We start from the raw sequence: 21,979 nt of genomic DNA on the forward strand, positions 1-21,979 counted from the left end.
GCCGGATGGGGGCAGATCAAGATCGGTGAAGCCCACAGGCGGAACTTCGATCCGCAGGTCGAACCTGTCCATCAGGGGCCCCGAGATACGGTTCAGATAATCCTCGCCGCAGCCGGGTGCGCGAGAGCAGGCGCGCGACGGATCCGTCAGGTAGCCGCATTTGCATGGGTTCGCGGCGGCCACCAGCATGAAACGGCAGGGGTATTTCACATGGGCATTGGCCCGCGCCACCATGACTTCTCCGGATTCGATTGGCTGGCGCAGGGTTTCCAGAACCATACGCGGAAATTCGGGGAACTCATCCATGAACAGCACGCCGTTATGCGCCAATGAGATTTCTCCGGGCTTGGCACCTTTGCCCCCGCCGACAATGGCTGCCATCGAGGCCGTATGATGCGGTTCCCGAAAAGGACGTGTGCGGTTTATGCCGCCTTCGTCCAGCAACCCGCACAGGGACTGGATCATCGAAGTTTCCAACGCTTCGACTGCGGTCAGCGGAGGCAAGATACCCGGAAGCCGTGCAGCCAGCATGGATTTGCCCGACCCCGGCGTACCGATCATGATCAGATGGTGACGCCCGGCTGCCGCGATTTCCAAAGCGCGCTTGGCGCGTTCCTGTCCCTTTACATCGCGCAGATCCCGCAAGCTGGGCGTCAGATTCACCTCGCCGGGTTGTGCCGCCGGTAAAGGGGACTGTCCCGAGAAATGGCGGACAACATCGCCCAGGGAACCCGCACCGATAACCTGAGTGGCGTCGACCCATGCCGCTTCGGCGCTGGAGGCTTTGGGACACAGCAACATGCGATCCTCGGACGCGGCTGTCATGGCCGCAGGCAGGGCGCCGACGACAGGCACCAAAGAGCCATCAAGCGACAACTCTCCCAGTGCAACTGTTCCTTCGGCGGCATCGGCTGGGATGACCTCGAGCGCCGATAACAGCGCGACCGCGATGGGCAGGTCGAAATGGCTGCCTTCCTTGGGCAGATCGGCAGGAGACAGGTTGATCGTAATTCGTTTCGACGGCAGAGCGATGGCCATCGCACTCAGCGCGCTGCGGACACGGTCGCGGGCTTCGGATACGGCCTTGTCGGGAAGGCCAACGATGGAAAAGGCCGGCAAGCCGGGCGATACGGCACATTGCACCTCGACCGGGCGGGCTTCGACGCCGTGAAAGGCAACAGTGTGGGCGCGGGCGACCATGGCAGTCCTGTTCTTGGTTAACAGGACGTTGCTGCCATGGTTGTGGTTTAAGATTCGTTAACGGTTGCGCGCAATGCAGCGAATTTGGGCCACGCGTCGGGATCGGCAATTGTTTTGTCGCGGCAGAATGGATTGCAGAAGCCCCAGCATTTGCCATCCAACTCCAGAAACTCCGCGACGGGTTTGCCGGAATACGGGCAAACTTGGTTGATTGACGGGCCGGAGACCGGCTTGGCGGTTGAAATCCCTCCGATCGGCCAGGGCTTGGACGGCAAATCCTGACGATAGGGAAAAGGGTCGTATCTGACGGTCAGACCCATTGCGCGCCATTGTCTGACGGCGGGGTCTGACAACAGGTCCAGGCAATAGGCCCGGTTCGCCTTGGAAACCGGCAGCCCATATCCGATGATCCGCGTTGCGACAGGTGTGTAAAACACGTCCGCCAGCGAATACGTGCCAAACAACGGGCCTTGTTCCGCACCGGACACTTTGCGCGCATGGTCCCAGAGTGTTTCGATGCGTGCCAGATCTGCCAGTGTTTCATCTGATGGGTTGAAACCCTGCCAGACGTGCAGCAATTGCATCGGGCATTCACCCCGCAAGGCACCGAACCCTGCCACCATCTCGGCGCACAGCCAGCGGGCGGTTGCCCGGGCGGCGGGATCTGATGGCCACAACCCGGCATCAGGGTGGCGCTCGGCCAGGGTTTCAGCCATGGCCAGGCTTTCGCCGACCACAGTTCCTTCCGGCAGGCGCAGGGCAGGCACAAGTCGCGCCGGGGCCAAGGGCTCCATATCCTGGGCCATGGTGCCCGAATACAGGCCAATCATGTGGCTTTCATAGGGCAGGTTGAATTTCTCAAGCATCAACCAGCCACGCATCGACCAGCTGGAGAAGAGGCGGTCGCCGATATACAAATCATATGTCATTCGCAGACGATGCCGCAGGTTCGCAGCCCGGTAAAACAGTGATTTGTGCGGGGTCTGTTCACGGAAGGTGATTGATTGTACCGACGGACCACCTGTCTGCGTCGATCAGGATTTCCGTCACCGACAGGTTGTCGATTCGGTGTGAAAAAGTCTGTTGTCCATCCAGATCAAGGGTGCGCTGCACCTGAGTGAGGATAACGCCGAAATGCGCAACGATAACCAGATCGCATTCTTTATGTGCTGAAACAAGCGTGTCGATCGCCGCGTCGACCCGATTGCGGACCTCGTTCCAGCTTTCACCCTGCGGCGGGCGGACATCGCCGGGGTTGTCCCAATAGGCAAAGGCCAGTTCCGGGTCTTCGGCTTCGATTTCGGCAAATCCGCGCAACTCCCAGTGACCAAAATGGATTTCCCGCAAGCCCGGATGATGAGGAAGGCGTTGACGTTGACCTTGTATGGCAGTGGCGGTGTCAACTGCCCGTGACAGATCGGACGAGATCACAAGCGCCTCGGGCGGCAAATGGTCATGCAGTCGTTTCAGCGCGGCGGTATCGCTCAGGTCAGCGGGCAGGTCGGACCAGCCGACCATGGTTTTCGCGTGCGTCGGCCCATGTCGGACAAAGTGAAGGCGCGTCACGGCAATTGCCCTTTCAGAACCAAGGGCAACCCGGCGGTGATCTGCACGACCAGATCGGCCTGCGCTGCAAGCGCGATGTTCAGCCGCCCCTGGGCTTCGCGAAACCGGCGGGCCAGGGCGTTGTCCGGGACAATGCCCTGGCCAACCTCGTTCGAGACGATCACGATTTGCGCCGGGCATCCGCGAAGGGCTTCAAGCAGGGCGGTTTGTGCCGCTTCCAGATCGGTTTCGGCCAACAGGTGGTTGCTCAGCCACATGGTGGCGCAGTCAATCAGGCAAATCTGTTCGGGCGACAACGTGGCCAGAACCGGCCCCGGATCGAAAGGTTCTTCAATGGTGGTCCAACCGTCGCCGCGTTGCGCGAGATGGCGCTGAACCTTCTCACGCATCTCGTCATCAAACACTTGTGATGTCGCAAGGTAAACTCGGCTTTTCCCCCGAGAAACAACCAGTTCTTCGGCGAAAACCGACTTGCCCGACGCGGCCCCGCCCAGAACCAAGGTTAAATCCGGCGACACAGTACTTACCTATAGTTGATCCGATTGGTGCTGTTTTGCGTAAAGGTCATAGGTCGGCAAGGCAAGTCTGACCAGTACCTGCAAACAGGGGAGAGGTTTATGGCACTGGATAATGCGACGGACTTTTCGATGTCCCGGCAAGCAATGAAGGCCGAGCTGCTGGATGCGGAAACCGAACTGAAACTGGCTTACGCCTGGCGTGATGAGCGTGATGAACAGGCGTTGCACCGTCTGATCACCGCCTATATGCGTCTGGCGATTTCGATGGCGGCCAAGTTCAAGCGCTATGGCGCGCCGATGAATGATCTCATTCAGGAAGCAGGCCTTGGCCTGATGAAGGCCGCAGACAAGTTCGATCCGGATCGCGGCGTGCGGTTTTCGACCTATGCCGTTTGGTGGATCAAGGCGAGCATTCAGGACTATGTCATGCGGAACTGGTCCATGGTTCGGACCGGGTCAACCTCGTCCCAGAAGTCGCTATTCTTCAACATGCGCCGTGTTCAGGCCCGGCTGGAACGCGAAGCCGCCACCGAAGGTCAGGACCTGGACCGTCATCAGTTGCATCAAATGATTGCTACGGAAATCGGTGTGCCGCTACGCGACGTTGAGATGATGGAAGGCCGCCTGTCCGGCTCAGATTTTTCGCTGAATGCGGTGCAATCCGCTGATGAGGATGGGCGCGAGTGGATCGATGCCCTGGAAGATGACCGCGAGCAGGCAGCCGAAGCAGTTGAACACAGCCATGATACCGAACAATTGCGCAAGTGGCTGTTGACGGCGATGAAGGCCTTGAATGATCGCGAGCGTTTCATAGTGCGCGAGCGCAAGCTGCGAGACCCCGCGCGAACCCTGGAAAGCCTTGGAACCGAACTGGGCCTGTCAAAAGAACGTGTACGACAGCTTGAGGCCGCAGCCTTTGCGAAAATGCGCAAGAACCTTGAAGCCCAGTCGCGCGAGGTGCAACACTTCATCGCATGAAACAGTTTGCGATTCTTGCGTGTGTTCTGGGTCTTACGGTTGCGGCAGCGCGACCGGGGCTGGCAGATCGACTCGTTCCCGCTGATGCCATGTCCGCGATGCAAGACGCCGATGTCGTGATATTGGGGGAAGTTCACGACAACCCGACGCATCACCTGGTGCAGGCCGAGGTGCTCGAAGCTGTTTCACCTTCGGCCGTCGTCTGGGAAATGGTCACGGAAGAGGGCGCGCAGAGGCTCGCGCAGAAAGCTGTGTCCAACCCGGAGGAGCTGAGTCGCATTCTGAAATGGGCTGAAAGTGGCTGGCCGCCGCTCAGCATGTATTATCCGGTGTTCGAAGCGTCGGGCGCGCCGGTTTACGGGGCCATGGTTCCGCGTGCTGCCGCGCGTGCCGCGATGGAACGCGGTGCCGCCACGGCGTTGGGTGCGGACGCGGCACGTTATGGATTGACGGTGCCTCTCTCGCCCGAAGAACAGGCCGCGCGCGAAGCCGACCAGCTGGCGGCGCATTGCGATGCGCTTCCGGCTGAAATCTTGCCCCAGATGGTTGCGATCCAACGATTGCGCGATGCTGTGCTGGCCCGTGCCGTGGTTCGTGCGATGGACGAAACCGGGGGTCCGGTTGCCGTGATCACCGGAAACGGCCATGCGCGCAAGGATCGGGGCATACCGACCTATCTTGTGCGCCTCAAGCCAGGATGGAAAGTTGTGGCCGTCGGACAATCCGAGGATGGAGCGATCGACGGAGATTTCGATATCGTGATTGACAGCCCCACAGCCGAGCGCGAAGACCCCTGTGCGGCATTTCAGGTTCAGAATTAATCGCTGGAACTACCTGCGGGCCTTGCCTAATGTCGGGGCCGACCGGGACAGGAAGGGCTGAACATGCTGTCATCCAAACGCATTCTGCTGATTATCGGTGGCGGAATCGCGGCCTACAAATCGCTGGACCTGATCCGCAGGTTGCGCGAGCGTGGCGCGGACGTGACCCCTGTATTGACGCGCGCTGCGGAAGAGTTTGTGACGCCGCTGTCGGTATCTGCACTGGCAGGTGAAAAAGGCTATCGCGATCTGTTTGACCTTACCGATGAGGCCGAGATGGGGCATATTCAACTGTCCCGCTCTGCGGATCTGATCGTTGTGGCCCCCGCAACGGCGGATCTGATGGGCAAGATGGCCGCAGGGCTGGCCAACGATCTGGCATCGACCCTTCTTATGGCCACGGACACACCCGTTCTGTGTGCGCCCGCGATGAATGTGCGGATGTGGACCCACCCGGCAACGCAGCGAAACCTGAAGCAGCTGCAAGCAGATGGCGTGCGCTTTGTGGGCCCGAACGAAGGCGACATGGCCTGTGGCGAATACGGCCCGGGGCGCATGTCCGAGCCGCTGGAAATTGTCACGGCGGTTGAGGCTCGGTTGTCTGCGGGGCCCTTGTCGGGCAAGCGGGTGCTGGTGACGTCCGGCCCGACGCATGAGCCAATAGATCCGGTCCGGTATATCGCGAACCGCTCGTCCGGGGCTCAAGGTGCCGCCGTGGCTCGGGCGCTGGCGGAATTGGGGGCCGAGGTGACCTTTGTGACCGGCCCGGCAGACGTGCCGCCCCCGGCGGGCGTGCGGGTCGTGCCCGTCGAAACCGCGCAACAGATGTCTGATGCGGTTGATGCAGCTCTGCCCGTCGATGCCGGAGTATTCGCGGCTGCGGTCGCGGACTGGCGTGTCGCCAGCGCATCGGACAAGAAGCTGAAGAAAAGCCGCGATGGCCTGCCGGTACTGGAATTCGCCGAAAACCCGGACATTCTGAAACGTGTTTCCGCGATGGGCGCGAACCGTCCGCCGTTGGTTGTCGGATTTGCGGCCGAGACGGACAATGTGATCGAGCACGCCACGGCCAAACGCCTGCGCAAAGGCTGCGACTGGATCGTCGCCAACGATGTCAGCCCTGCAACGGGCATTATGGGCGGGTCAGAAAATGCGGTCACCCTGATTTCGGACAGCGGGGCCGAGGAATGGCCCCGTATGGGCAAAGACGAAGTTGCCCGGCGTCTGGCGGCGAAAATCGCGGATGCATTGGCAGGCTGAAGGAAAGGCAAGGGCATGGTTGCAATCCGGGTGATCCGCGAAGACGGGGCAGACCCCGCCGTGGCGCTTCCCTCTTACGAAACCTCGGGGGCGGCCGGCGCGGACGTGCGTGCCAATCTGCCCGACGGCGCGCCGATTACGCTGGAACCCGGTCAGCGGGCGCTGGTGCCGACCGGCCTGCGCATTGAAATCCCGCAAGGGTATGAGGTTCAGGTTCGGCCCCGCTCGGGCCTTGCGTTGAAACATGGGATTACACTGCCCAACACGCCGGGCACCATCGACAGCGACTACCGTGGGCCCTTGGGTGTGATCGTGATGAATGCGGGCCAGGAACGGTTCGAGATCGCCCACGGGGATCGTATCGCGCAGCTTGTGGTCGCGCCGGTGGTGCAGGCCAGGTTTGAACTGGCTCAGGCGCTGGGCGAAACCGATCGCGGGGCTGGCGGTTTCGGCTCGACCGGGCGCGGCTGATGCTGTTGGTTTTCATCCTGGCTGCGGGGCTTTGGGGTGTTGGTCATATCGCCGGCACGTCGAAAAAAGCGCGCGTGGTTTCCGTTGGTGTGTTGTTGGCAGGCGTCATACTGTCCCATCTGATCTTGCCGGATGGGCACCCTCTTCGCGAAGCAACTGGCGGGTCTGCGGCGCTTTGGCTGATCCTTGTGGGTTTCGCGGCGCTGGCTTTGCTGTATGGCAGAATACTCAAAGCCTTGCGCAACCGCGCAGTTTCAACTTCGGAACCGGCGCCCGACATGCCTTCGGACCGATTTACCGAGACCGAGCTGGACCGCTATGCCCGCCATATCGTTTTGCGCGAACTGGGTGGGCCCGGTCAGAAAAAACTTAAAAAAGCCCGCGTTCTGGTCATCGGCGCAGGTGGTCTGGGCGCACCTGCGCTGCAATATCTGGCGGCTGCGGGTGTCGGCACGATCGGGATCATCGACGATGATTTCGTCGAGAATGCCAACCTGCAACGACAGGTCATTCACCGCGACGCGGATATTGGAATGCCCAAAGTCTTTTCGGCCCAGCAGGCGATGGAGGCGCAAAACCCGAACGTCGTTGTTCTGCCCTATCACCGCCGCTTGAGCGAGGAGATCGCCACCGACCTGTTTGCAGACTTCGATCTGATCCTTGACGGAACCGACAATTTTGAGACCCGGTATCTGGCAAACCGAACCGCCGTCGCGCTGGGAAAACCGCTGATTTCGGGGGCTTTGTCGCAGTGGGAAGGTCAACTGAGTGTGTTTGACCCCGCCAATGGCAGCCCCTGCTATCAGTGTATCTTCCCAGAGGCCCCGGCCCCCGGTCTGGCCCCGTCCTGTTCCGAGGCCGGAGTGATCGGTCCGCTGCCGGGCGTCGTCGGATCAATGATGGCGGTCGAGGCGATCAAGGTGATAACAGGCGCCGGCATGGCGCTGCGCGGCGAGATGCTGATCTATGACGCGCTGTTTGGCGAAAGCCGCAAGATTGTTCTGACCCGCCGGGGCGATTGCCCTGTTTGTGGCATGACAAACGATTAACCTTTCTTCACATGGGTTGGGTGTTCTGGAACACCCGGCCATGGCGACATAGCTATGGGATCAAAGGAGATCCGCATGACCAACCCGATCCTGTCCAACTGGACCACACCGTTTGAAATCGCCCCTTTTTCCGATATTTCGGATGATGATTTCTCGCCGGCACTAGAGCAGGCGATGAAAGAGCATAACGCCGAGATTGACGCAATTGCGGCAAATCCGGATACCCCCACATTCGCCAACACGATCGAGGCGCTCGAGGCTGCGGGCGGGCAACTGGACAAGGTACTGTCGGTCTTCTTCACGATTGCGGGCGCGGACAGCAACCCCAAGCGGGAAGAATTGCAACGCGCGTTTTCCCCCAAGCTCTCGGCGCATTTTTCGGGCATTTCTTCCAACAAGTCGCTGTTCAAGCGTGTGGCCGACCTATGGGCACGGCGCGATGATCTTGACCTGACCGAGGAACAGGCGCGTGTGCTGATGCTGACCCACCGGGGCTTTGTGCGTGCCGGTGCGGCCTTGGAAGGGGACGAAGACGCCCGTATGCAAGCAATCAAGTCGCGCCTCGCGTCGCTGGGCACGTTGTTTACCCAGAACCTGCTGGCGGATGAGCGGGACTGGTACATGGATCTGACCGAAGAGGATCTGAACGGCCTGCCGGATTTCGTCGTGGATGCGGCACGGGCTGCTGGTGCGGAAAAGGGCGCCTTGGGGCCGGTTGTTACCCTCTCCCGGTCGCTGATCGTGCCGTTTCTTCAGTTTTCACCCCGTAGGGATCTGCGTGAAAAAGCCTATCGCGCCTGGGCTGCCCGCGGGGCGAATGGCGGCGAGACCGACAATCGCGACATCGCCGCTGAGATTCTGGGCTTGCGTGAGGAACGCGCCAAGCTGTTGGGCTATGACAACTTCGCCGATTACAAGCTGGAAACTGAAATGGCTCGTACTCCAGACCGGGTACGTGAGTTATTGATGCAGGTGTGGGAACCTGCCAAGGCCCGCGCCGATGCGGACGCGGAAATCCTGACCCAGATGATGCAGGAAGACGGTGTCAACGGCCCGCTGGAAGCATGGGACTGGCGCTATTACGCTGAAAAGCGGCGCAAGGCGGAACATGATCTGGATGAGGCGGAACTGAAACCTTATCTGCAACTGGACCGGATGATCGAGGCATCGTTTGCTTGTGCAAACCGCCTGTTCGGGCTGAAATTCAAACCTTTGAACGTGCCGCTTTATCACGCTGATTGCCGCGCGTGGGAGGTTACGCGCAACGGTCGGCACGTCGCCGTGTTCATCGGCGACTACTTTGCACGAGGGTCAAAGCGATCAGGTGCCTGGTGCAGCGCGATGCGGGCACAGGCCAGATTCCCGAAAGAACAGGCACCGATTGTCATCAATGTCTGCAACTTCGCAAAGGGTGATCCGGCGCTGCTGTCTTATGACGATGCACGCACCCTGTTCCACGAATTCGGCCATGCCCTGCATCAGATGCTGTCCAACGTGACATATGAAAGCATCTCGGGCACGTCCGTGGCGCGCGATTTCGTAGAATTGCCCAGCCAGCTTTACGAACACTGGCTGGAAGTGCCCGAGGTTCTTGCCGAGTTTGCGACCCATGCGGAAACGGGCGAGCCGATGCCGCAGGAAATGCTGCAAAAGGTGCTGAAAGCGGCCAATTTCGATCAGGGATTTCAGACGGTGGAATATGTCGCCTCGGCCCTTGTCGATCTGGCCTTCCACGATGGCGAGGCGCCGGCAGATCCGATGGCGAAGCAGTCAGAAGTTTTGGCCGGGTTGGGGATGCCGAAGGCCATTGGAATGCGGCACGCTACTCCGCATTTCGCGCATGTCTTCGCAGGCGATGGCTACAGCTCGGGGTATTACAGCTATATGTGGTCCGAAGTGATGGATGCCGACGCCTTTGCCGCCTTTGAAGAGGCGGGAGGCGCCTTTGACCCGGAACGCGCCAAAGCGTTGGAGGACAACATCCTGTCCACTGGCGGTTCGCGCGAGGCTGAAGACCTGTATCTGGCGTTCCGGGGAAGATTGCCGGGGGTTGACGCCCTGTTGAAAGGCCGCGGTCTGATCGCGGCCTGAAATCAGTAGCCCAAAGCGCGATCCACCAGGTGCACGAAGGGCTCTCCGGCTTCGCCACGCCGGATGTTTTCGCAAATGACCTGCGCGGCTGTGGCCGGGCGGGTCTCGGACGCGATATGAGGGGTCACCGTCACGTTCGGATGTGCCCAATACGGGTGATCGGGGGGCAGGGGCTCGACCCGGAACACATCCAGCGTCGCGTGACCGACCTGACCCGCGTTCAAGGCATCCAGCAGCGCATCGTCATCGATCAGGGGCCCGCGACCCGGGTTGATGATCCGCGCGCCTTTGGGCAGCAGGGCCAGCGTTTCAGCATTCATCGCGTTTTCCGTGGCAGTGGTGTCAGGCAGCAGCAAAACCAGTATCTCGGCCCGGGAAAGCGCGTCACGCAGACCGTCAGGCCCGTGCAGGCAGGTTACGCCGGGGATGTCCTTGGCGGTGCGGCTCCAGCCAGTGACCGTGAAATTCAGCAAGGCCAGAGCGCGGGCCGCGGCTTCGCCCAAGGCGCCGAGGCCCAGAATGCACACTTTGCGCTCTTGCGCCAAAGGTGGGGCATCCGGGGCCCAGACGCCATCCTGGATAGTGATGTGGCGATCCATTCCCAGATGATAGCGCAGCACATGGCCCACCACCCATTCGGTCATACCCTGCGTCAGCCCGTGATCCACCATTCGCGCCAAGGGGACGGTCAGCGTGTCATTGTCCGCGATTTTTTCAACCCCGGCCCAGAGGCTCAGAACCGCCTTCAGGCGCGTAAAGGGCGAAAAATCCAATAACCCGCCATTCGGAGCGTAGACAACGTAATCGACCTGGTCCGGGTCAAATTCCGTACCGAGCCGCGCCATGACGCCAGCTTCCGCGAGGTATCGAGTGAGCAGCGGTTCATACACGGGCCAAAGTGCAGGGCGCGCGGAAAACAGAACGTTTACGGGCATCGGGGGCCTTTCAGATCAGCGAGGACGATGGATATGAGCGCTTTGGACGATGCCGAACGCGGCCATCAGCACCAGCATGGCCGATCCGCCATAGCTGACCATTGGCAGTGGGACGCCCACGACCGGTGCCATACCCATTACCATCGACATGTTGACGGCAAAGAACAAGAAGAAGTTCAGCGCGATGCCCAGAGTAACCAGTGACGAGAACCGATCCTTGGTGGCCAGTGCCGTCGCCATGCAGAACACAAGGATCAGGGCGTAGAGCACCAAGAGCGTGATGCCACCGACGAACCCGAACTCCTCTGCGAGGGTGGTGAAGATGAAGTCGGTGTGTTTCTCGGGCAGGAAGTTCAGCCGGGATTGTGTACCCTGCATGAAACCGCGCCCGTTCCAGCCCCCGGAACCAAGGGCGATCTTGGATTGCGTGATGTGATACCCGGCACCCAAAGGATCGGTAGAAGGGTCAAGAAACGTGTCGATCCGGCGGAACTGATAATCCTTGAGCAATTGCCATTCGGTCCCGCGACTGTTGAACACGGTGGCGATCAGGCCCACGACGGCGGCGATGACGGCTGCAAAGTAAGCCCAGTGGACACCCGCAAGAAACATCAGCCCGCCACCGGCGGCCAACAGCAGAATCGACGTGCCGAGATCCGGCTGCTTCAGAACCAGCAAAGTGGGCAGAACAATCAGGACCACGGGAATAATGACCCAAAGAGGGCGAGACGTCTTGTGCGATGGAAGCCAGTCGTAATAGGCCGCCAGAACCATGACCAGGGCCACCTTCATGACCTCTGAGGGTTGCAGGCGCATGAACCCAAGGTCGATCCAACGCTGCGCGCCCATGCCGATGGTGCCGAACAACTCCACGAATACCAGCAACGCGACCGAACCGAGATAGGCCAGCACGGACATGTTGCGCCAGAACCAGATCGGAACCAAAGCAATGATGAACATCGTGGTCAGGCCAAGCCCGAACCGCTCCATCTGGGGTTCTGCCCAGGGTGTCCATGAACCGCCTGCGACTGAATACAGCATCAGGAACCCGGCGCTGGCCGTGCTGATCAGCAACAGGGTCAGCGGCCAGTTCATGTACAGGAATTTCCGAAACCCCGACGGCGTGGATTTCACGGCATATTCTAGATAGCTCATGCGCGGTCCTTTCCATCGGGACGCGCTTTGGGGCGACGGTCGCCCTCGAGCCGTTTTTGCTGTTCCTTGATCCTCTCGCGGTCGGCAACCGGATATGCCTCAAGCGGCGGAGTACCGTTGTAGAGCGCCTGAAGCATAATATCGCGGGCCACCGGTGCCGCCGCCTTGGACCCGCCGCCGCCATGTTCAACGACCACGGCAACCGCGTATTTCGGATTGTCATAGGGCGCGAAGCAGACGAACAAGGCGTGATCGCGACGTTCCCATGGCAGGTCTTCGTTGCGGATCACGCCGGCGGCACGCTCGGCCTTGGTGATGTTCCGAACCTGGCTGGTGCCGGTTTTGCCGGCCATGCGGAACTCATCCGCGATGATGCGGCTGCGATAGGCCGTCCCACGCCGATCATTCGAGACCGAGTACATGGCCTTGCGCACCTGCTCCAGATTGTAGGCGTTGATGTTCAGCGGTTCCCCCGCGCCCGAAGGCTGCTCGACACCGTCGATCGAACGTACTAGCCGCGGTGTCACAGATCGGCCGGTGGCGATACGAGCCGTCATGACGGCCAGTTGAAGCGGTGATGCCAGCATGAACCCTTGCCCAATGGACGCGTTGGCCGTGTCGCCCACCAGCCAATCCTGACCATGTGTCCGCTGCTTCCATTCCAGATTGGGGGCAAGTCCAGCGGCAACCGCCGACATCGGAATATCGTGCTTGACGCCCAGCCCCAGCGTGCGGGCCATCTCGGATATCTTGTCGATCCCGACCCGCAAGGCCACGTCGTAGTAATAGACGTCGCAGCTGCGTTTCAGCGACAGGTTCAGATCGACCGTGCCATGCCCTCCTCGCTTCCAGCAGTGGAACCTGCGGCTGCCGACCTTCAGGTGCCCGGGGCAATACACTGTGTTGCCGGGGCCTATTACGCCGGCCTCCAGCGCGGCCAGTGCAGTGACCATCTTGAACGTCGAACCCGGAGGATAAGTACCTTGCACGGACTTGTTGGCCAGAGGACGATACTTGTCCTGCGTCAATGCCCGATAGTCAGCGACCGATATACCGCGCACAAACAGATTTGGATCGAAACTAGGTGTAGAGCTGACAGCGCGCAGGTCCCCGGTTTCGCAATCCAGAACAATTGCCGCCGCGCTTTCACCTGCCAGCCGCGCTTGCGCATATTGTTGCAGGTCGGCATCGATCGCCAATTGCAAGTCCGCACCCGGCTGACCTTCCTGCCGGTCCAGCTCGCGCATGACGCGCCCTGTGGCATTGACTTCGACACGCTTGGCGCCGGCTTTGCCACGCAAGGCAATTTCCTGCTTGGCTTCCAACCCGACCTTGCCAATCTGAAACCGGGGAATTCGCAAAACCGGCTCGGGGTCTTCGAGCTTGCTGAGATCGTAGTCGCTGACCGGGCCGACATAACCGACGATATGGGCAAAATCCTCATAGCGTGGGTATTGCCGTGTCAGGCCGACCTCGGGCGTCACACCCGGCAGGGCCGGGGCATTGACCGCGACTTTCGAGATATCTTCCCAAGTGACCTGATCTGCCAGAGTGACCGGCAGGAACGGGGCTGATCGGCGCATTTCGGTCCGGGCGCGCTCGATCTCATCGTCGTTCAGGGGGATGAGTTCCGACAATTTGGCAATCACCTTGTCGACGTCACCCGCATCCTCACGCACGATGACGATGCGATAGGATGGTGAGTTCTGACCGATGATCTGACCATTGCGGTCATAGATACGCCCGCGGGTTGGCGGGATCAGTCGAATGTTGATGCGGTTTTCTTCGGCCAGCAGGCGATATTCGTCGGCCTGATCCACCTGCATGAAACGCATCCGTGCGGCCAGCCCGCCGATAAAAGCCGCCTGCAAACCGCCCAGCAACAGCGCGCGGCGTGGCAGGCGTTTATAGGCAAGGCCCGGCGACTTGGGTTTGCGTTGCTTCATGCCCCGCCCCCTACAGCTCCGGCATCCGCAGCAGACAGGCGGTGGACGCCAAATACGCTTTGGCTCAACAGCACGATGATCGGGTAGAAGGCGATTGTCAGCACAAGTTGAATCACGACTGGCCACAAAGCAGCCTGCTGCACCGACAAGATCGACAGAACGACCCGGTTCATCAAAAACACCATGGCAATCACCACACCGACGGACATCCATTCTCCGACAAATCCAGTGTCCTTCATACCCGGAGCGGCAGAGCGCAGATAGGCTGTGCCAAACACCACCAGCGCGGCCAGAAGGCCCGGCGGGCGTTGCAGCAACAGATCTGCCATCAACATGACGAACGCGACCAGCAGCGTGGGCACATAATCGGGGCGCCGCAATACCCAGGCAAAGGTCAGCGCAATCAATACATCAGGAAAAGGCCAGCGATCCGGTTGCGCATCAAGCGGCAGCAAATGCAGGAAAAGCACGACAAAGGCCAGCGCAGCGTAAAGGCCGCGCATGGCCCAGCTGTATGAGGCGGGCCTATCCATCGCTGACCTCATCCGGTACAAGCGCAGTTTCGGGCCGAGTTGGCCCGACGATCCCACCCGGATCCTGAATTGGCGGGGGCGAATGGAAGCGCAGAACGCGAAGAAACTCGAGCCGTTCAAAATCCGCCGAAAGGCGAACGCGCAGGCGGCCGCCGGGATCCGCGGCGATCTGGCCGATCAAAAGGCCTGCCGGAAACACGCCACCATCGCCGGATGTGATCACCCGATCACCGGGACGGACCAGCTCGCGGTTTTCAAGAAACTCCACCACGGGTGCGGGGTTGTTGTCGCCTTTGATCAAAGCGGTCTGGCCAGAAGGCTGAATGGTTGCAGGAATGGCACTGGTGGCGTCCGTCACCAGGATCACCCGAGCCGTGTCCGGCCCGACACCGGAAATTCGGCCAACCAGGCCAATGCCGTCCATCGTGGCCCATCCATCCACGATCCCGTCGCGTTCCCCCACATTCAACAGGACGGACTGCCGGAAGGGTGACCCGCTGTCGGCCATCACAACACCCGTGATGTATGTCAGGCGCGGGTCGAGGCGGACATTGTTCAGATCCAACAGCCGCGCATTTTCCTGCTCCAATTGCAGTGCGGCCTCTTTCCAGGCACGCATCAGGCGCAGTTCGCTGCGCAACTCGCGGTTCTGCTCGCTCAGACGCTGGTAGCTTTGGAAGTCACGCACCAGATTGACGGCGGCAGTCACGGGCACCATGGCCCAATCCATCGACGGTACGACTGCGTCCACCACCTGCGCGCGGAACCGCTCGACGCGGGGGCTGTCGATCCGCCAGACCAGAAAGATGCCCAGCAAGCACAGGATGACGATCCCCAGCAACAAGCGGCGCAGAGGAGTCGTGTAGTCATCGCGCTGTGATCGGTCTTTTGCCACAGGTTACCTTCCCGTGCTGCTCGTGCCGAATTCAGACTGCCCCTAAAGGGTGCGCGCCTCAGCTTTCGTAGTCAATCGCGTGGCGCAGCTGTTTTTCGTATTCTAGCGCCTTGCCGGTGCCCAAAGCCACACAATTCAGGCTTTCGTCCGCGATGGACACGGCCAGGCCGGTCTGTTCGCGCAGGGCAAGATCAAGATCGCCCAGCAATGCACCACCGCCGGTCAGCATGACGCCGCGATCCACGATATCGGCGGCCAGATCGGGCGGCGTGGTTTCCAGCGCAGTCATCACCGCCTCGCAGATCTGCTGGACGGGTTCCGACAGCGCTTCGGCCACCTGGGCCTGGCTGATCTCGATTTCCTTGGGGACGCCGTTTAACAGGTCACGACCCCGGATATGCATTGACTGGCCGCGGCCATCATCGGGCATCCGCGCCGTGCCGATCGTCGTCTTGATGCGTTCCGCAGTGGATTCACCGACCAGCAGGTTCTGCTGGCGACGCAGGTACGAGATGATGGCTTCGTCCATGCGGTCGCCACCCACGCGGACCGAGCGGGCATAGACGATGTCGCCCAGCGACAGAACCGCCACTTCGGTTGTACCACCGCCGATGTCGACGACCATGTTGCCGGTCGGGTCGGTGATCGGCATGCCCGCGCCGATGGCGGCGGCGATCGGTTCGGCGATCAGGCCGGCGCGGCGGGCACCAGCGGACAGAACCGACTGACGGATCGCCCGCTTTTCAACGGGTGTCGCGCCATGGGGGACGCAGACGATGATCTTGGGCTTCGAGAAGGTCGAACGCTTGTGCACCTTGCGGATGAAGTGCTTGATCATTTCTTCGGCTGTATCGAAGTCAGCAATCACACCTTCGCGCATGGGGCGGATGGCTTCGATCGAACCGGGCGTCCGGCCCAGCATCAACTTGGCATCTTCGCCAACGGCCAGAACTTTCTTCACGCCGTCCTTGACGTGATACGCTACGACCGAAGGCTCAGACAGGATGACACCGCGCCCCTTGACGTAAACCAGCGTGTTCGCCGTTCCAAGGTCAATGGCCATGTCCGCTGTGAACAGGCCGCCCAGATTGCCAAAGATCCCCATGTTTCCCCTGATCCTGTATGTCGGTTTTTCTACTGCCCGCGACTCGACGGTTCCGGGACGGATGACTTATAGGGTGCCATCACGCCCGGTAAAAGGGCTGATTCCGCGACAATCAGCACCTTTCCGCCTTATTGAATGGGACTTTAGAAGGCAAAATGCTCTCTTATCAACACATTTACCACGCCGGGAATCTGGCTGATGTCCAAAAGCACGCATTGCTGGCCTGGGTGCTGAATTATTTGACACAGAAGGACAAGCCGCTCAGCTATGTCGAAACGCATTCCGGGCGGGGGCTGTACCAGTTGGACGCGGACGAATCCATGCGGACGGGCGAGGCGGCGGCGGGAATCGAGCGCGCGAAACGAGAAGGGTGGTTCGGCCCCGGACATCCGATGGCGCGGGTTCTGGAAAACATGCGGGTCCGGCATGGCGACGCGGCCTATCCGGGATCGCCGATGATTGCAGCACATCTGTTGAGGGATCAGGACAGTCTGCATTTTGCCGAGCTGCACCCCCAGGAACATGCCGCGCTGTCTTTGGCAATGTCACCGTTCGGGGCGAAGGTGTATCGGCAGGACGGGTTTGAACTGGTGCAATCCCTGCTGCCTCCGACGCCGCGACGGGGGCTTTTGCTGATTGACCCAAGCTATGAGGTGAAGACCTATTACGATCGATTGCCCGGAGTGATGGCCAAACTGCACCGGAAATGGAATGTCGGGGTGATCGCGCTGTGGTACCCGGTTCTGACGGACAAACGCCACGCCCGGATGATCGCGACGCTAAAAGCGCAGAACTTCCCCAAGGCCATTTGTCATGAGGTGACATTCCCACCGGTGCGCGAGGGGCATCGGATGGTGGGATCAGGGATGTTCATTTTGAACGCACCATTTGGCATCGAGGAAGAAACGACACGTCTGTCGCAGCTATTTTCAGGTCTCTGAGGCCAGTCAAAGAAATGCAGTCGATGCTCCCGCCCTGTTTGCCTGCATCAGAGACGCCGTCAAACATGTTGGGCCCGGCAGCGCGCCGCAGGCGCGCTGCCGGGCCCAAAGCTGCAAGGGTGCTCGGCGCAGCCGGGCAACCGCAGTTGCGGGAGCCCCTCACCGCGCCAATTTTGATCAGGTCAGGTCTTTGTAGCTGATTTCGCGGGCATCCGCGCCCGGGCCGGTCTTTTCCCGACGCACGATCAGGCGGTTCAGCGCGTGGATATAGGCTTTGGCCGAAGCCACGACAGTATCCGTGTTCGCCGACTGACCCGTGGCGATCATGCCATCTTCTTCCAGCCTGACCGAAACCGTGGCCTGCGCATCGGTGCCTTCGGTCACCGCATGAACCTGATACAGCTGCAAACGGGCCGTGTTGGGGTAAATCGCACGGATTGCCTTGAAGGTCGCGTCTACCGGCCCGTCACCATGTTCAGTTGCGATGACGTCCTTGCCGTCGACTTCCAGCTCGACCGTCGATTCCGCCTGGCCGCCGGTGCCGCAGGTGACTTTCATCGACACCAATTGCAGATAGTCGTCCGCCTCATCCAGGGTCATCAGCGCAATGAGATCGTCGTCGAACACTTCTTTCTTGCGATCCGCCAGATCCTTGAACCGCACGAAGATGTCTTTGAGTTGATTGTCGCCAACTTCAAAACCCAGCGTTTCAAGTTTGTCGCGCAGGGCCGCGCGGCCCGAGTGCTTGCCCAGAGGCAGGGATGTGCCCGACAGGCCGATATCCTCGGGGCGCATGATCTCGAAATTGTCGCGGTTCTTGAGCATTCCGTCCTGATGGATGCCGCTTTCGTGGGCAAATGCGTTCTTGCCGACAATGGCCTTGTTGAACTGCACGTTGAAGCCCGACACCGTGGCGACTCGGCGCGAGATATGCATGATCTTGGTCGTGTCTATCCCGGTGTGGAAGGGCATGATGTCGTTGCGCGTGCGCATCGCCATCACGACCTCTTCCAGTGCAGTGTTGCCGGCGCGTTCGCCCAAGCCGTTGATGGTGCATTCGATCTGGCGTGCGCCACCGATGACGGCCGCCAGCGAGTTCGCTGTCGCCATGCCAAGGTCGTTATGACAATGGGTGGCAAAGATCACCTCATCTGCGCCCGGAACCGTTTCGATCAGGCGTTTGATCAGGTCAGCGGATTCCAGCGGTGCAGTATATCCCACGGTGTCGGGGATGTTGATGGTGGTTGCCCCGGCCTTGATCGCGATTTCGATGACGCGGCACAGGTAATCCCATTCGGTTCGGGTTGCATCCATCGGCGACCACTGCACGTTTTCGCACAGGTTGCGCGCGTGGCTGACCGTTTCGTGGATTTTGTCCGCCATCTCGTCCTGTGTCAGGTTCGGAATGGCGCGGTGCAGCGGAGAGGTGCCGATGAAGGTGTGAATGCGGTTCTGTTCCGCGTGTTTGACCGCCTCCCAGCAGCGGTCGATATCAGCGAAATTGGCGCGGGCCAGACCGCAGATGCGGCTGTTTTTGGATCGTTGCGCAATCTCGGTTACCGCTTTGAAGTCACCTTCGGATGCGATCGGAAAACCGGCTTCGATGATGTCGACGCCCATGTCATCCAGCAACTCGGCAATCTCGAGCTTTTCGTCATGGGTCATGGTCGCGCCGGGGCTCTGCTCGCCGTCGCGCAAAGTGGTATCGAAGATCAAGACGCGGTCTTGGTCGGTCACGTTGGTCATGGGAATCTCTTTCTTGTCTGTCCTAAAGCCTGATGGCGCGCTGGCGTCCTCCTCTGAGCGGGCGCGCCGGATGGCACGCTCAGAGGCGGATTAGGATCAGTAGGCCACGCAGAACCGCGCCGCGAGGGGCGGCTTTGGCAAAAGGGATATCTGCGCAGTTGATCATGGGTTTGAGGTTATACAGACGCCGCCGGGAATGAAAAGAACCAATTTTCGACAAGCTGCGGTGTAGGGGGTTGGAAATTCCCTGTCCCTTGATTGATCCGTCCTTGCCGCTAGCTGGTCGCAGATGGATACTGCTTTGATCATTGGTGCGTCCGGCGGGATCGGTGCGGCCGTACGCGAGCAATTGGAGGCGCAGGGCGTTGCGGTGACGTGCCTCTCGCGCTCTGCCGAGGGGTTCGATCTGATGGAGCCAGACCGAGCAAGCCGGATGCTTGATCGCCTATCGGGCCCGTTCGATCTTGTTCTTGTCGCGTCCGGGGCGCTGGAAATTTCAGGCATTGCGCCCGAAAAGACCATTCGATCTGTTTCGGCAAGGGCAATGATGGACCAGTTTGCTCTGAATGCCGTTGGTCCGGCGTTGGTGCTAAGCCGGGCCCATCAGTTGTTGCCGCGACAGCGGCGTTCGGTGTTTGCTGTATTGTCCGCGCGGGTCGGGTCCATTGGCGACAATCGGATGGGCGGTTGGATCAGCTACCGCGCGGCCAAGGCCGCGGTCAATCAGATCGTCCACACTTCGGCAATTGAATTGGCCCGGACCCATAAACAGGCGATATGTGTTGTGCTGCATCCCGGCACGGTCAAAACAGAGTTTACTCGGAAATATCTGGGCCGGCATCCCGCCGTCGAACCCGGTGAAGCCGCGCGCAACCTTATGTCCGTGATCGGCGGGTTGCGCCCGGTGGATACCGGTGGGTTCTTTGACTGGGCCGGAAAACCTATTCCCTGGTGAACGATCATTCGCCAGACGGATCTGGTTGTGCCGCCTCTGAATCCGGGTCTGTCTGCTGTGCCGGAGCGTCTGCGCCGCCCTGCTGGTCCGGAGTTTGATTTGGCAAAACACCGTTTTCCCAGATACCGGTTTCTTCTTGCCCGTTGGCATAGCGCATGGTTCCGCTGCCCTGCCTCTTGTTGTCGACAAAGTTGCCCTCATAGACGTCGCCGTTCGAATAGGTCGCAATGCCTTCGCCGTTGATTTTGCCCTCGGACCAGTCGCCGACATATTTGAACCCGGCAGGGGTCACGATTTCTCCTTTGCCGTGACGCTTTCCGTTCACGAAGTCCCCGGTGTATACCGTGCCGTCAGAGTATGTCGCCTTGCCTTTTCCCTGACGAACCCCGTTGACCCAGTCTCCGTCATAGATCGAACCGTCCGCGCGGGTCATCACACCCTTGCCGTGGCTTTGCGCGTTTTTGAACTGACCCTTGTAGATCATGCCGGTGGCATAGGTCGCCGTACCCTGGCCTTCGATGACGCCGGCGATCCACTCACCCTCGTAAGTGGAGCCGTCGGGATAGGTGATGCGGCCGTTTCCTTCCGCCAGATCGGCCACGAAATCGCCCACGTAAACCGAACCGTCGGGATAGGTCAGCTCACCCAGGCCTTCTATCTGACCCTGGTTCCAGTCGCCGGTGTACACAAAACCATCGGTTCCGGTGAACGTGCCTTTGCCATGGCGGCGATCATCGACAAAGTCGCCCTCGTAGACGTCCCCTGACGCGTGAGTTACTTTGCCTTTGCCCTGACGGCGCCCCTGCACAAGCTCGCCTTCATACACATCACCATTGGCATAGGTCAGGCGACCTGTCCCGGTGATCTGGTCCTGCGTCCATTCACCCTCGTAAATCATTCCGTCAGGCATCGTCTGGGTGCCTGTGCCATCGCGCAAGCCGGCGTTAACGTCGCCTTCGTAAACGCTGCCATCGGCATAGGTGATCGTGGCCTTGCCTTGCCGCTGACCGTCCACCCAGTCGCCATCGTAGACATACCCATCGGGAAAGGTCAGTTTGCCCTTGCCGTGCCGTTGCGCGTTCCTGAACTCACCCTCATAGCGCGAGCCATTGGCAAATTCAGCGACGCCCGTGCCGTTGATGGACCCGTCGGACCACTCTCCGTCATAGCTGCTGCCATTGGCGTAAACGATCTTGCCGCGCCCGTCCGGCTGACCTTTGAGGAACGCGCCTTCGTAAACCGATCCATCCGGGTACTTGGTGACGCCCTGGCCCTGAATTTCGCCTTCCACCCACTGGCCGGTGTATTCGAACCCGTTGGGCAGCCGATACGTGCCCGTCCCGTGGCGCAGGCCGTTTTCATAAGTGCCCTCGTAGACGCCGCCCACTTCGTCATCCTTGACGATAATCGTGCCGTCCTGTGCAAAAGCTGTCGCAGCTGCCAGGCTCATGGCCACAGCCCCAATTGAGTTTCGGATCACGTTCATTTTGGTCCTGCCTGCCGGATCATCGTTGGTTGCATCCCTGGGCGCAAAACTAGGATACCGTCGAGGCCAGGGCAACGGGTTTTGCCGCATTGGCCTTTTACTCGCGCGGTGATCTGCTAAATGGCAATAGGACTGACGAGGCAAGAGGGCAGCATGGCCGACCGTTTCCGCATCACTCTGGCGCAACTGAACCCGACCGTAGGGGATATTGACGGCAATGCGGCCAAGGTCGTTGCCGCGTGGGAACAGGGCAAGGCGGCGGGGGCCGATCTGGTGGCTTTCCCCGAGATGTTCATCACCGGATACAACACGCAGGATCTGGTGCTAA

The 21,979-nt window shown here is 60.3% G+C and carries 21 protein-coding genes; 9 read left to right on the forward strand and 12 right to left on the reverse strand.

The features are described 5' to 3' along the window. The 4 genes from AC2FNN_RS17775 to cobU form a co-directional block, all read right to left on the reverse strand. The coding region (locus AC2FNN_RS17775) for a YifB family Mg chelatase-like AAA ATPase (protein WP_496759809.1) at positions 1-1,200 on the reverse strand (1,200 nt) is incomplete at its 3' end. 47 nt (positions 1,201-1,247) lie between these two features. Next, positions 1,248-2,129 (reverse strand): glutathione S-transferase, encoded by an 882-nt coding sequence (locus AC2FNN_RS17780; protein WP_496759810.1) that lies wholly within the window; start codon positions 2,127-2,129, stop codon positions 1,248-1,250. Positions 2,130-2,187: 58 nt separating this feature from the next. Further along, positions 2,188-2,766: a histidine phosphatase family protein gene (locus tag AC2FNN_RS17785; RefSeq protein ID WP_496759811.1), complete on the reverse strand. Its 579-nt coding sequence runs from the start codon at positions 2,764-2,766 to the stop codon at positions 2,188-2,190. Then, positions 2,763-3,284: a bifunctional adenosylcobinamide kinase/adenosylcobinamide-phosphate guanylyltransferase gene (gene cobU, locus AC2FNN_RS17790; protein WP_496759812.1), complete on the reverse strand. Its 522-nt coding sequence runs from the start codon at positions 3,282-3,284 to the stop codon at positions 2,763-2,765. Before cobU ends, AC2FNN_RS17785 begins: the two co-directional genes overlap by 4 nt. Positions 3,285-3,383: 99 nt before the next feature. Here cobU and AC2FNN_RS17795 point away from each other — a divergent pair, with 99 nt between their 5' ends. The 6 genes from AC2FNN_RS17795 to AC2FNN_RS17820 all read left to right on the forward strand — a co-directional run bounded on the left by AC2FNN_RS17795 (position 3,384) and on the right by AC2FNN_RS17820 (position 9,954). Further along, the gene (locus AC2FNN_RS17795) at positions 3,384-4,262 is read left to right on the forward strand and encodes an RNA polymerase factor sigma-32 (protein ID WP_496759813.1); all 879 of its coding nucleotides are present in this window, start codon (positions 3,384-3,386) and stop codon (positions 4,260-4,262) included. Then, positions 4,259-5,083: a ChaN family lipoprotein gene (locus tag AC2FNN_RS17800; RefSeq protein WP_496759814.1), complete on the forward strand. Its 825-nt coding sequence runs from the start codon at positions 4,259-4,261 to the stop codon at positions 5,081-5,083. The genes AC2FNN_RS17795 and AC2FNN_RS17800 overlap by 4 nt, the downstream gene beginning before the upstream one ends. Positions 5,084-5,146: 63 nt before the next feature. Next, a complete protein-coding gene (gene coaBC, locus AC2FNN_RS17805) occupies positions 5,147-6,343 on the forward strand; it encodes a bifunctional phosphopantothenoylcysteine decarboxylase/phosphopantothenate--cysteine ligase CoaBC (RefSeq protein WP_496759815.1) in 1,197 nt (398 codons plus the stop codon). Between the two features lie 15 nt (positions 6,344-6,358). Further along, positions 6,359-6,814, forward strand: coding sequence for a dUTP diphosphatase (dut, locus tag AC2FNN_RS17810; protein WP_496759816.1), 456 nt, complete (start codon positions 6,359-6,361; stop codon positions 6,812-6,814). Beyond that, positions 6,814-7,863 (forward strand): HesA/MoeB/ThiF family protein, encoded by a 1,050-nt coding sequence (locus AC2FNN_RS17815; protein WP_496759817.1) that lies wholly within the window; start codon positions 6,814-6,816, stop codon positions 7,861-7,863. Before dut ends, AC2FNN_RS17815 begins: the two co-directional genes overlap by 1 nt. Before the next feature lie 75 nt (positions 7,864-7,938). Next, entirely contained in the window at positions 7,939-9,954 is a 2,016-nt protein-coding gene (locus AC2FNN_RS17820; RefSeq protein ID WP_496759818.1) for a M3 family metallopeptidase, read from the forward strand. A 2-nt stretch (positions 9,955-9,956) separates the two neighbouring features. On the opposite strand, the gene AC2FNN_RS17825 is transcribed toward AC2FNN_RS17820, so the two are convergent. From AC2FNN_RS17825 to AC2FNN_RS17850, 6 genes are read right to left on the reverse strand one after another with little or no spacing between them, the layout of a single operon-like run. Then, on the reverse strand, positions 9,957-10,889 hold the full coding sequence (locus tag AC2FNN_RS17825; protein ID WP_496759819.1) for a 2-hydroxyacid dehydrogenase: 933 nt from the start codon (positions 10,887-10,889) through the stop codon (positions 9,957-9,959). 15 nt (positions 10,890-10,904) lie between these two features. Beyond that, positions 10,905-12,044 (reverse strand): rod shape-determining protein RodA, encoded by a 1,140-nt coding sequence (rodA, locus tag AC2FNN_RS17830; RefSeq protein WP_496759820.1) that lies wholly within the window; start codon positions 12,042-12,044, stop codon positions 10,905-10,907. Beyond that, complete coding sequence (mrdA, locus tag AC2FNN_RS17835) at positions 12,041-13,990, reverse strand: penicillin-binding protein 2 (RefSeq protein ID WP_496759821.1); 1,950 nt, start codon at positions 13,988-13,990, stop codon at positions 12,041-12,043. The genes rodA and mrdA overlap by 4 nt, the downstream gene beginning before the upstream one ends. Continuing rightward, positions 13,987-14,523, reverse strand: coding sequence for a rod shape-determining protein MreD (locus tag AC2FNN_RS17840; RefSeq protein ID WP_496759822.1), 537 nt, complete (start codon positions 14,521-14,523; stop codon positions 13,987-13,989). Before AC2FNN_RS17840 ends, mrdA begins: the two co-directional genes overlap by 4 nt. After that, on the reverse strand, positions 14,516-15,418 hold the full coding sequence (gene mreC, locus AC2FNN_RS17845) for a rod shape-determining protein MreC (RefSeq protein WP_496759823.1): 903 nt from the start codon (positions 15,416-15,418) through the stop codon (positions 14,516-14,518). Before mreC ends, AC2FNN_RS17840 begins: the two co-directional genes overlap by 8 nt. 58 nt (positions 15,419-15,476) lie before the next feature. Next, on the reverse strand, positions 15,477-16,523 hold the full coding sequence (locus tag AC2FNN_RS17850; RefSeq protein ID WP_039523195.1) for a rod shape-determining protein: 1,047 nt from the start codon (positions 16,521-16,523) through the stop codon (positions 15,477-15,479). A 155-nt stretch (positions 16,524-16,678) separates the two neighbouring features. On the opposite strand from AC2FNN_RS17850, the gene AC2FNN_RS17855 reads away from it, so the two are divergent. Then, on the forward strand, positions 16,679-17,464 hold the full coding sequence (locus AC2FNN_RS17855) for a 23S rRNA (adenine(2030)-N(6))-methyltransferase RlmJ (protein WP_496759824.1): 786 nt from the start codon (positions 16,679-16,681) through the stop codon (positions 17,462-17,464). Between the two features lie 177 nt (positions 17,465-17,641). Here the strand turns inward: AC2FNN_RS17855 and AC2FNN_RS17860 are convergent, their stop codons facing one another. Beyond that, the gene (locus AC2FNN_RS17860; RefSeq protein ID WP_171634829.1) at positions 17,642-19,210 is read right to left on the reverse strand and encodes a 2-isopropylmalate synthase; all 1,569 of its coding nucleotides are present in this window, start codon (positions 19,208-19,210) and stop codon (positions 17,642-17,644) included. Between the two features lie 289 nt (positions 19,211-19,499). Here AC2FNN_RS17860 and AC2FNN_RS17865 point away from each other — a divergent pair, with 289 nt between their 5' ends. Beyond that, complete coding sequence (locus tag AC2FNN_RS17865) at positions 19,500-20,165, forward strand: SDR family NAD(P)-dependent oxidoreductase (protein ID WP_496759825.1); 666 nt, start codon at positions 19,500-19,502, stop codon at positions 20,163-20,165. 4 nt (positions 20,166-20,169) lie between these two features. On the opposite strand, the gene AC2FNN_RS17870 is transcribed toward AC2FNN_RS17865, so the two are convergent. Further along, a complete protein-coding gene (locus AC2FNN_RS17870) occupies positions 20,170-21,651 on the reverse strand; it encodes an MORN repeat-containing protein (RefSeq protein ID WP_496759826.1) in 1,482 nt (493 codons plus the stop codon). Positions 21,652-21,804: 153 nt separating this feature from the next. On the opposite strand from AC2FNN_RS17870, the gene AC2FNN_RS17875 reads away from it, so the two are divergent. Then, the coding region (locus AC2FNN_RS17875; protein WP_496759827.1) for a nitrilase-related carbon-nitrogen hydrolase at positions 21,805-21,979 on the forward strand (175 nt) is incomplete at its 3' end.

This window comes from Ruegeria sp. BHSA118, assembly GCF_059613405.1.

Bases quoted from the DNA above. Each gene is read 5' to 3' on its own strand.
- mrdA (WP_496759821.1), bottom strand. From the start codon at position 13,990: ATGAAGCAACGCAAACCCAAGTCGCCGGGCCTTGCCTATAAACGCCTG.
- AC2FNN_RS17865 (WP_496759825.1), top strand. From the start codon at position 19,500: ATGGATACTGCTTTGATCATTGGTGCGTCCGGCGGGATCGGTGCGGCC.
- dut (WP_496759816.1), top strand. From the start codon at position 6,359: ATGGTTGCAATCCGGGTGATCCGCGAAGACGGGGCAGACCCCGCCGTG.
- AC2FNN_RS17860 (WP_171634829.1), bottom strand. From the start codon at position 19,210: ATGACCAACGTGACCGACCAAGACCGCGTCTTGATCTTCGATACCACT.
- coaBC (WP_496759815.1), top strand. From the start codon at position 5,147: ATGCTGTCATCCAAACGCATTCTGCTGATTATCGGTGGCGGAATCGCG.
- AC2FNN_RS17870 (WP_496759826.1), bottom strand. From the start codon at position 21,651: ATGAACGTGATCCGAAACTCAATTGGGGCTGTGGCCATGAGCCTGGCA.
- AC2FNN_RS17840 (WP_496759822.1), bottom strand. From the start codon at position 14,523: ATGGATAGGCCCGCCTCATACAGCTGGGCCATGCGCGGCCTTTACGCT.
- AC2FNN_RS17795 (WP_496759813.1), top strand. From the start codon at position 3,384: ATGGCACTGGATAATGCGACGGACTTTTCGATGTCCCGGCAAGCAATG.
- AC2FNN_RS17800 (WP_496759814.1), top strand. From the start codon at position 4,259: ATGAAACAGTTTGCGATTCTTGCGTGTGTTCTGGGTCTTACGGTTGCG.
- AC2FNN_RS17850 (WP_039523195.1), bottom strand. From the start codon at position 16,523: ATGGGGATCTTTGGCAATCTGGGCGGCCTGTTCACAGCGGACATGGCC.
- AC2FNN_RS17825 (WP_496759819.1), bottom strand. From the start codon at position 10,889: ATGCCCGTAAACGTTCTGTTTTCCGCGCGCCCTGCACTTTGGCCCGTG.
- AC2FNN_RS17855 (WP_496759824.1), top strand. From the start codon at position 16,679: ATGCTCTCTTATCAACACATTTACCACGCCGGGAATCTGGCTGATGTC.
- AC2FNN_RS17815 (WP_496759817.1), top strand. From the start codon at position 6,814: ATGCTGTTGGTTTTCATCCTGGCTGCGGGGCTTTGGGGTGTTGGTCAT.
- AC2FNN_RS17820 (WP_496759818.1), top strand. From the start codon at position 7,939: ATGACCAACCCGATCCTGTCCAACTGGACCACACCGTTTGAAATCGCC.
- AC2FNN_RS17780 (WP_496759810.1), bottom strand. From the start codon at position 2,129: ATGACATATGATTTGTATATCGGCGACCGCCTCTTCTCCAGCTGGTCG.
- rodA (WP_496759820.1), bottom strand. From the start codon at position 12,044: ATGAGCTATCTAGAATATGCCGTGAAATCCACGCCGTCGGGGTTTCGG.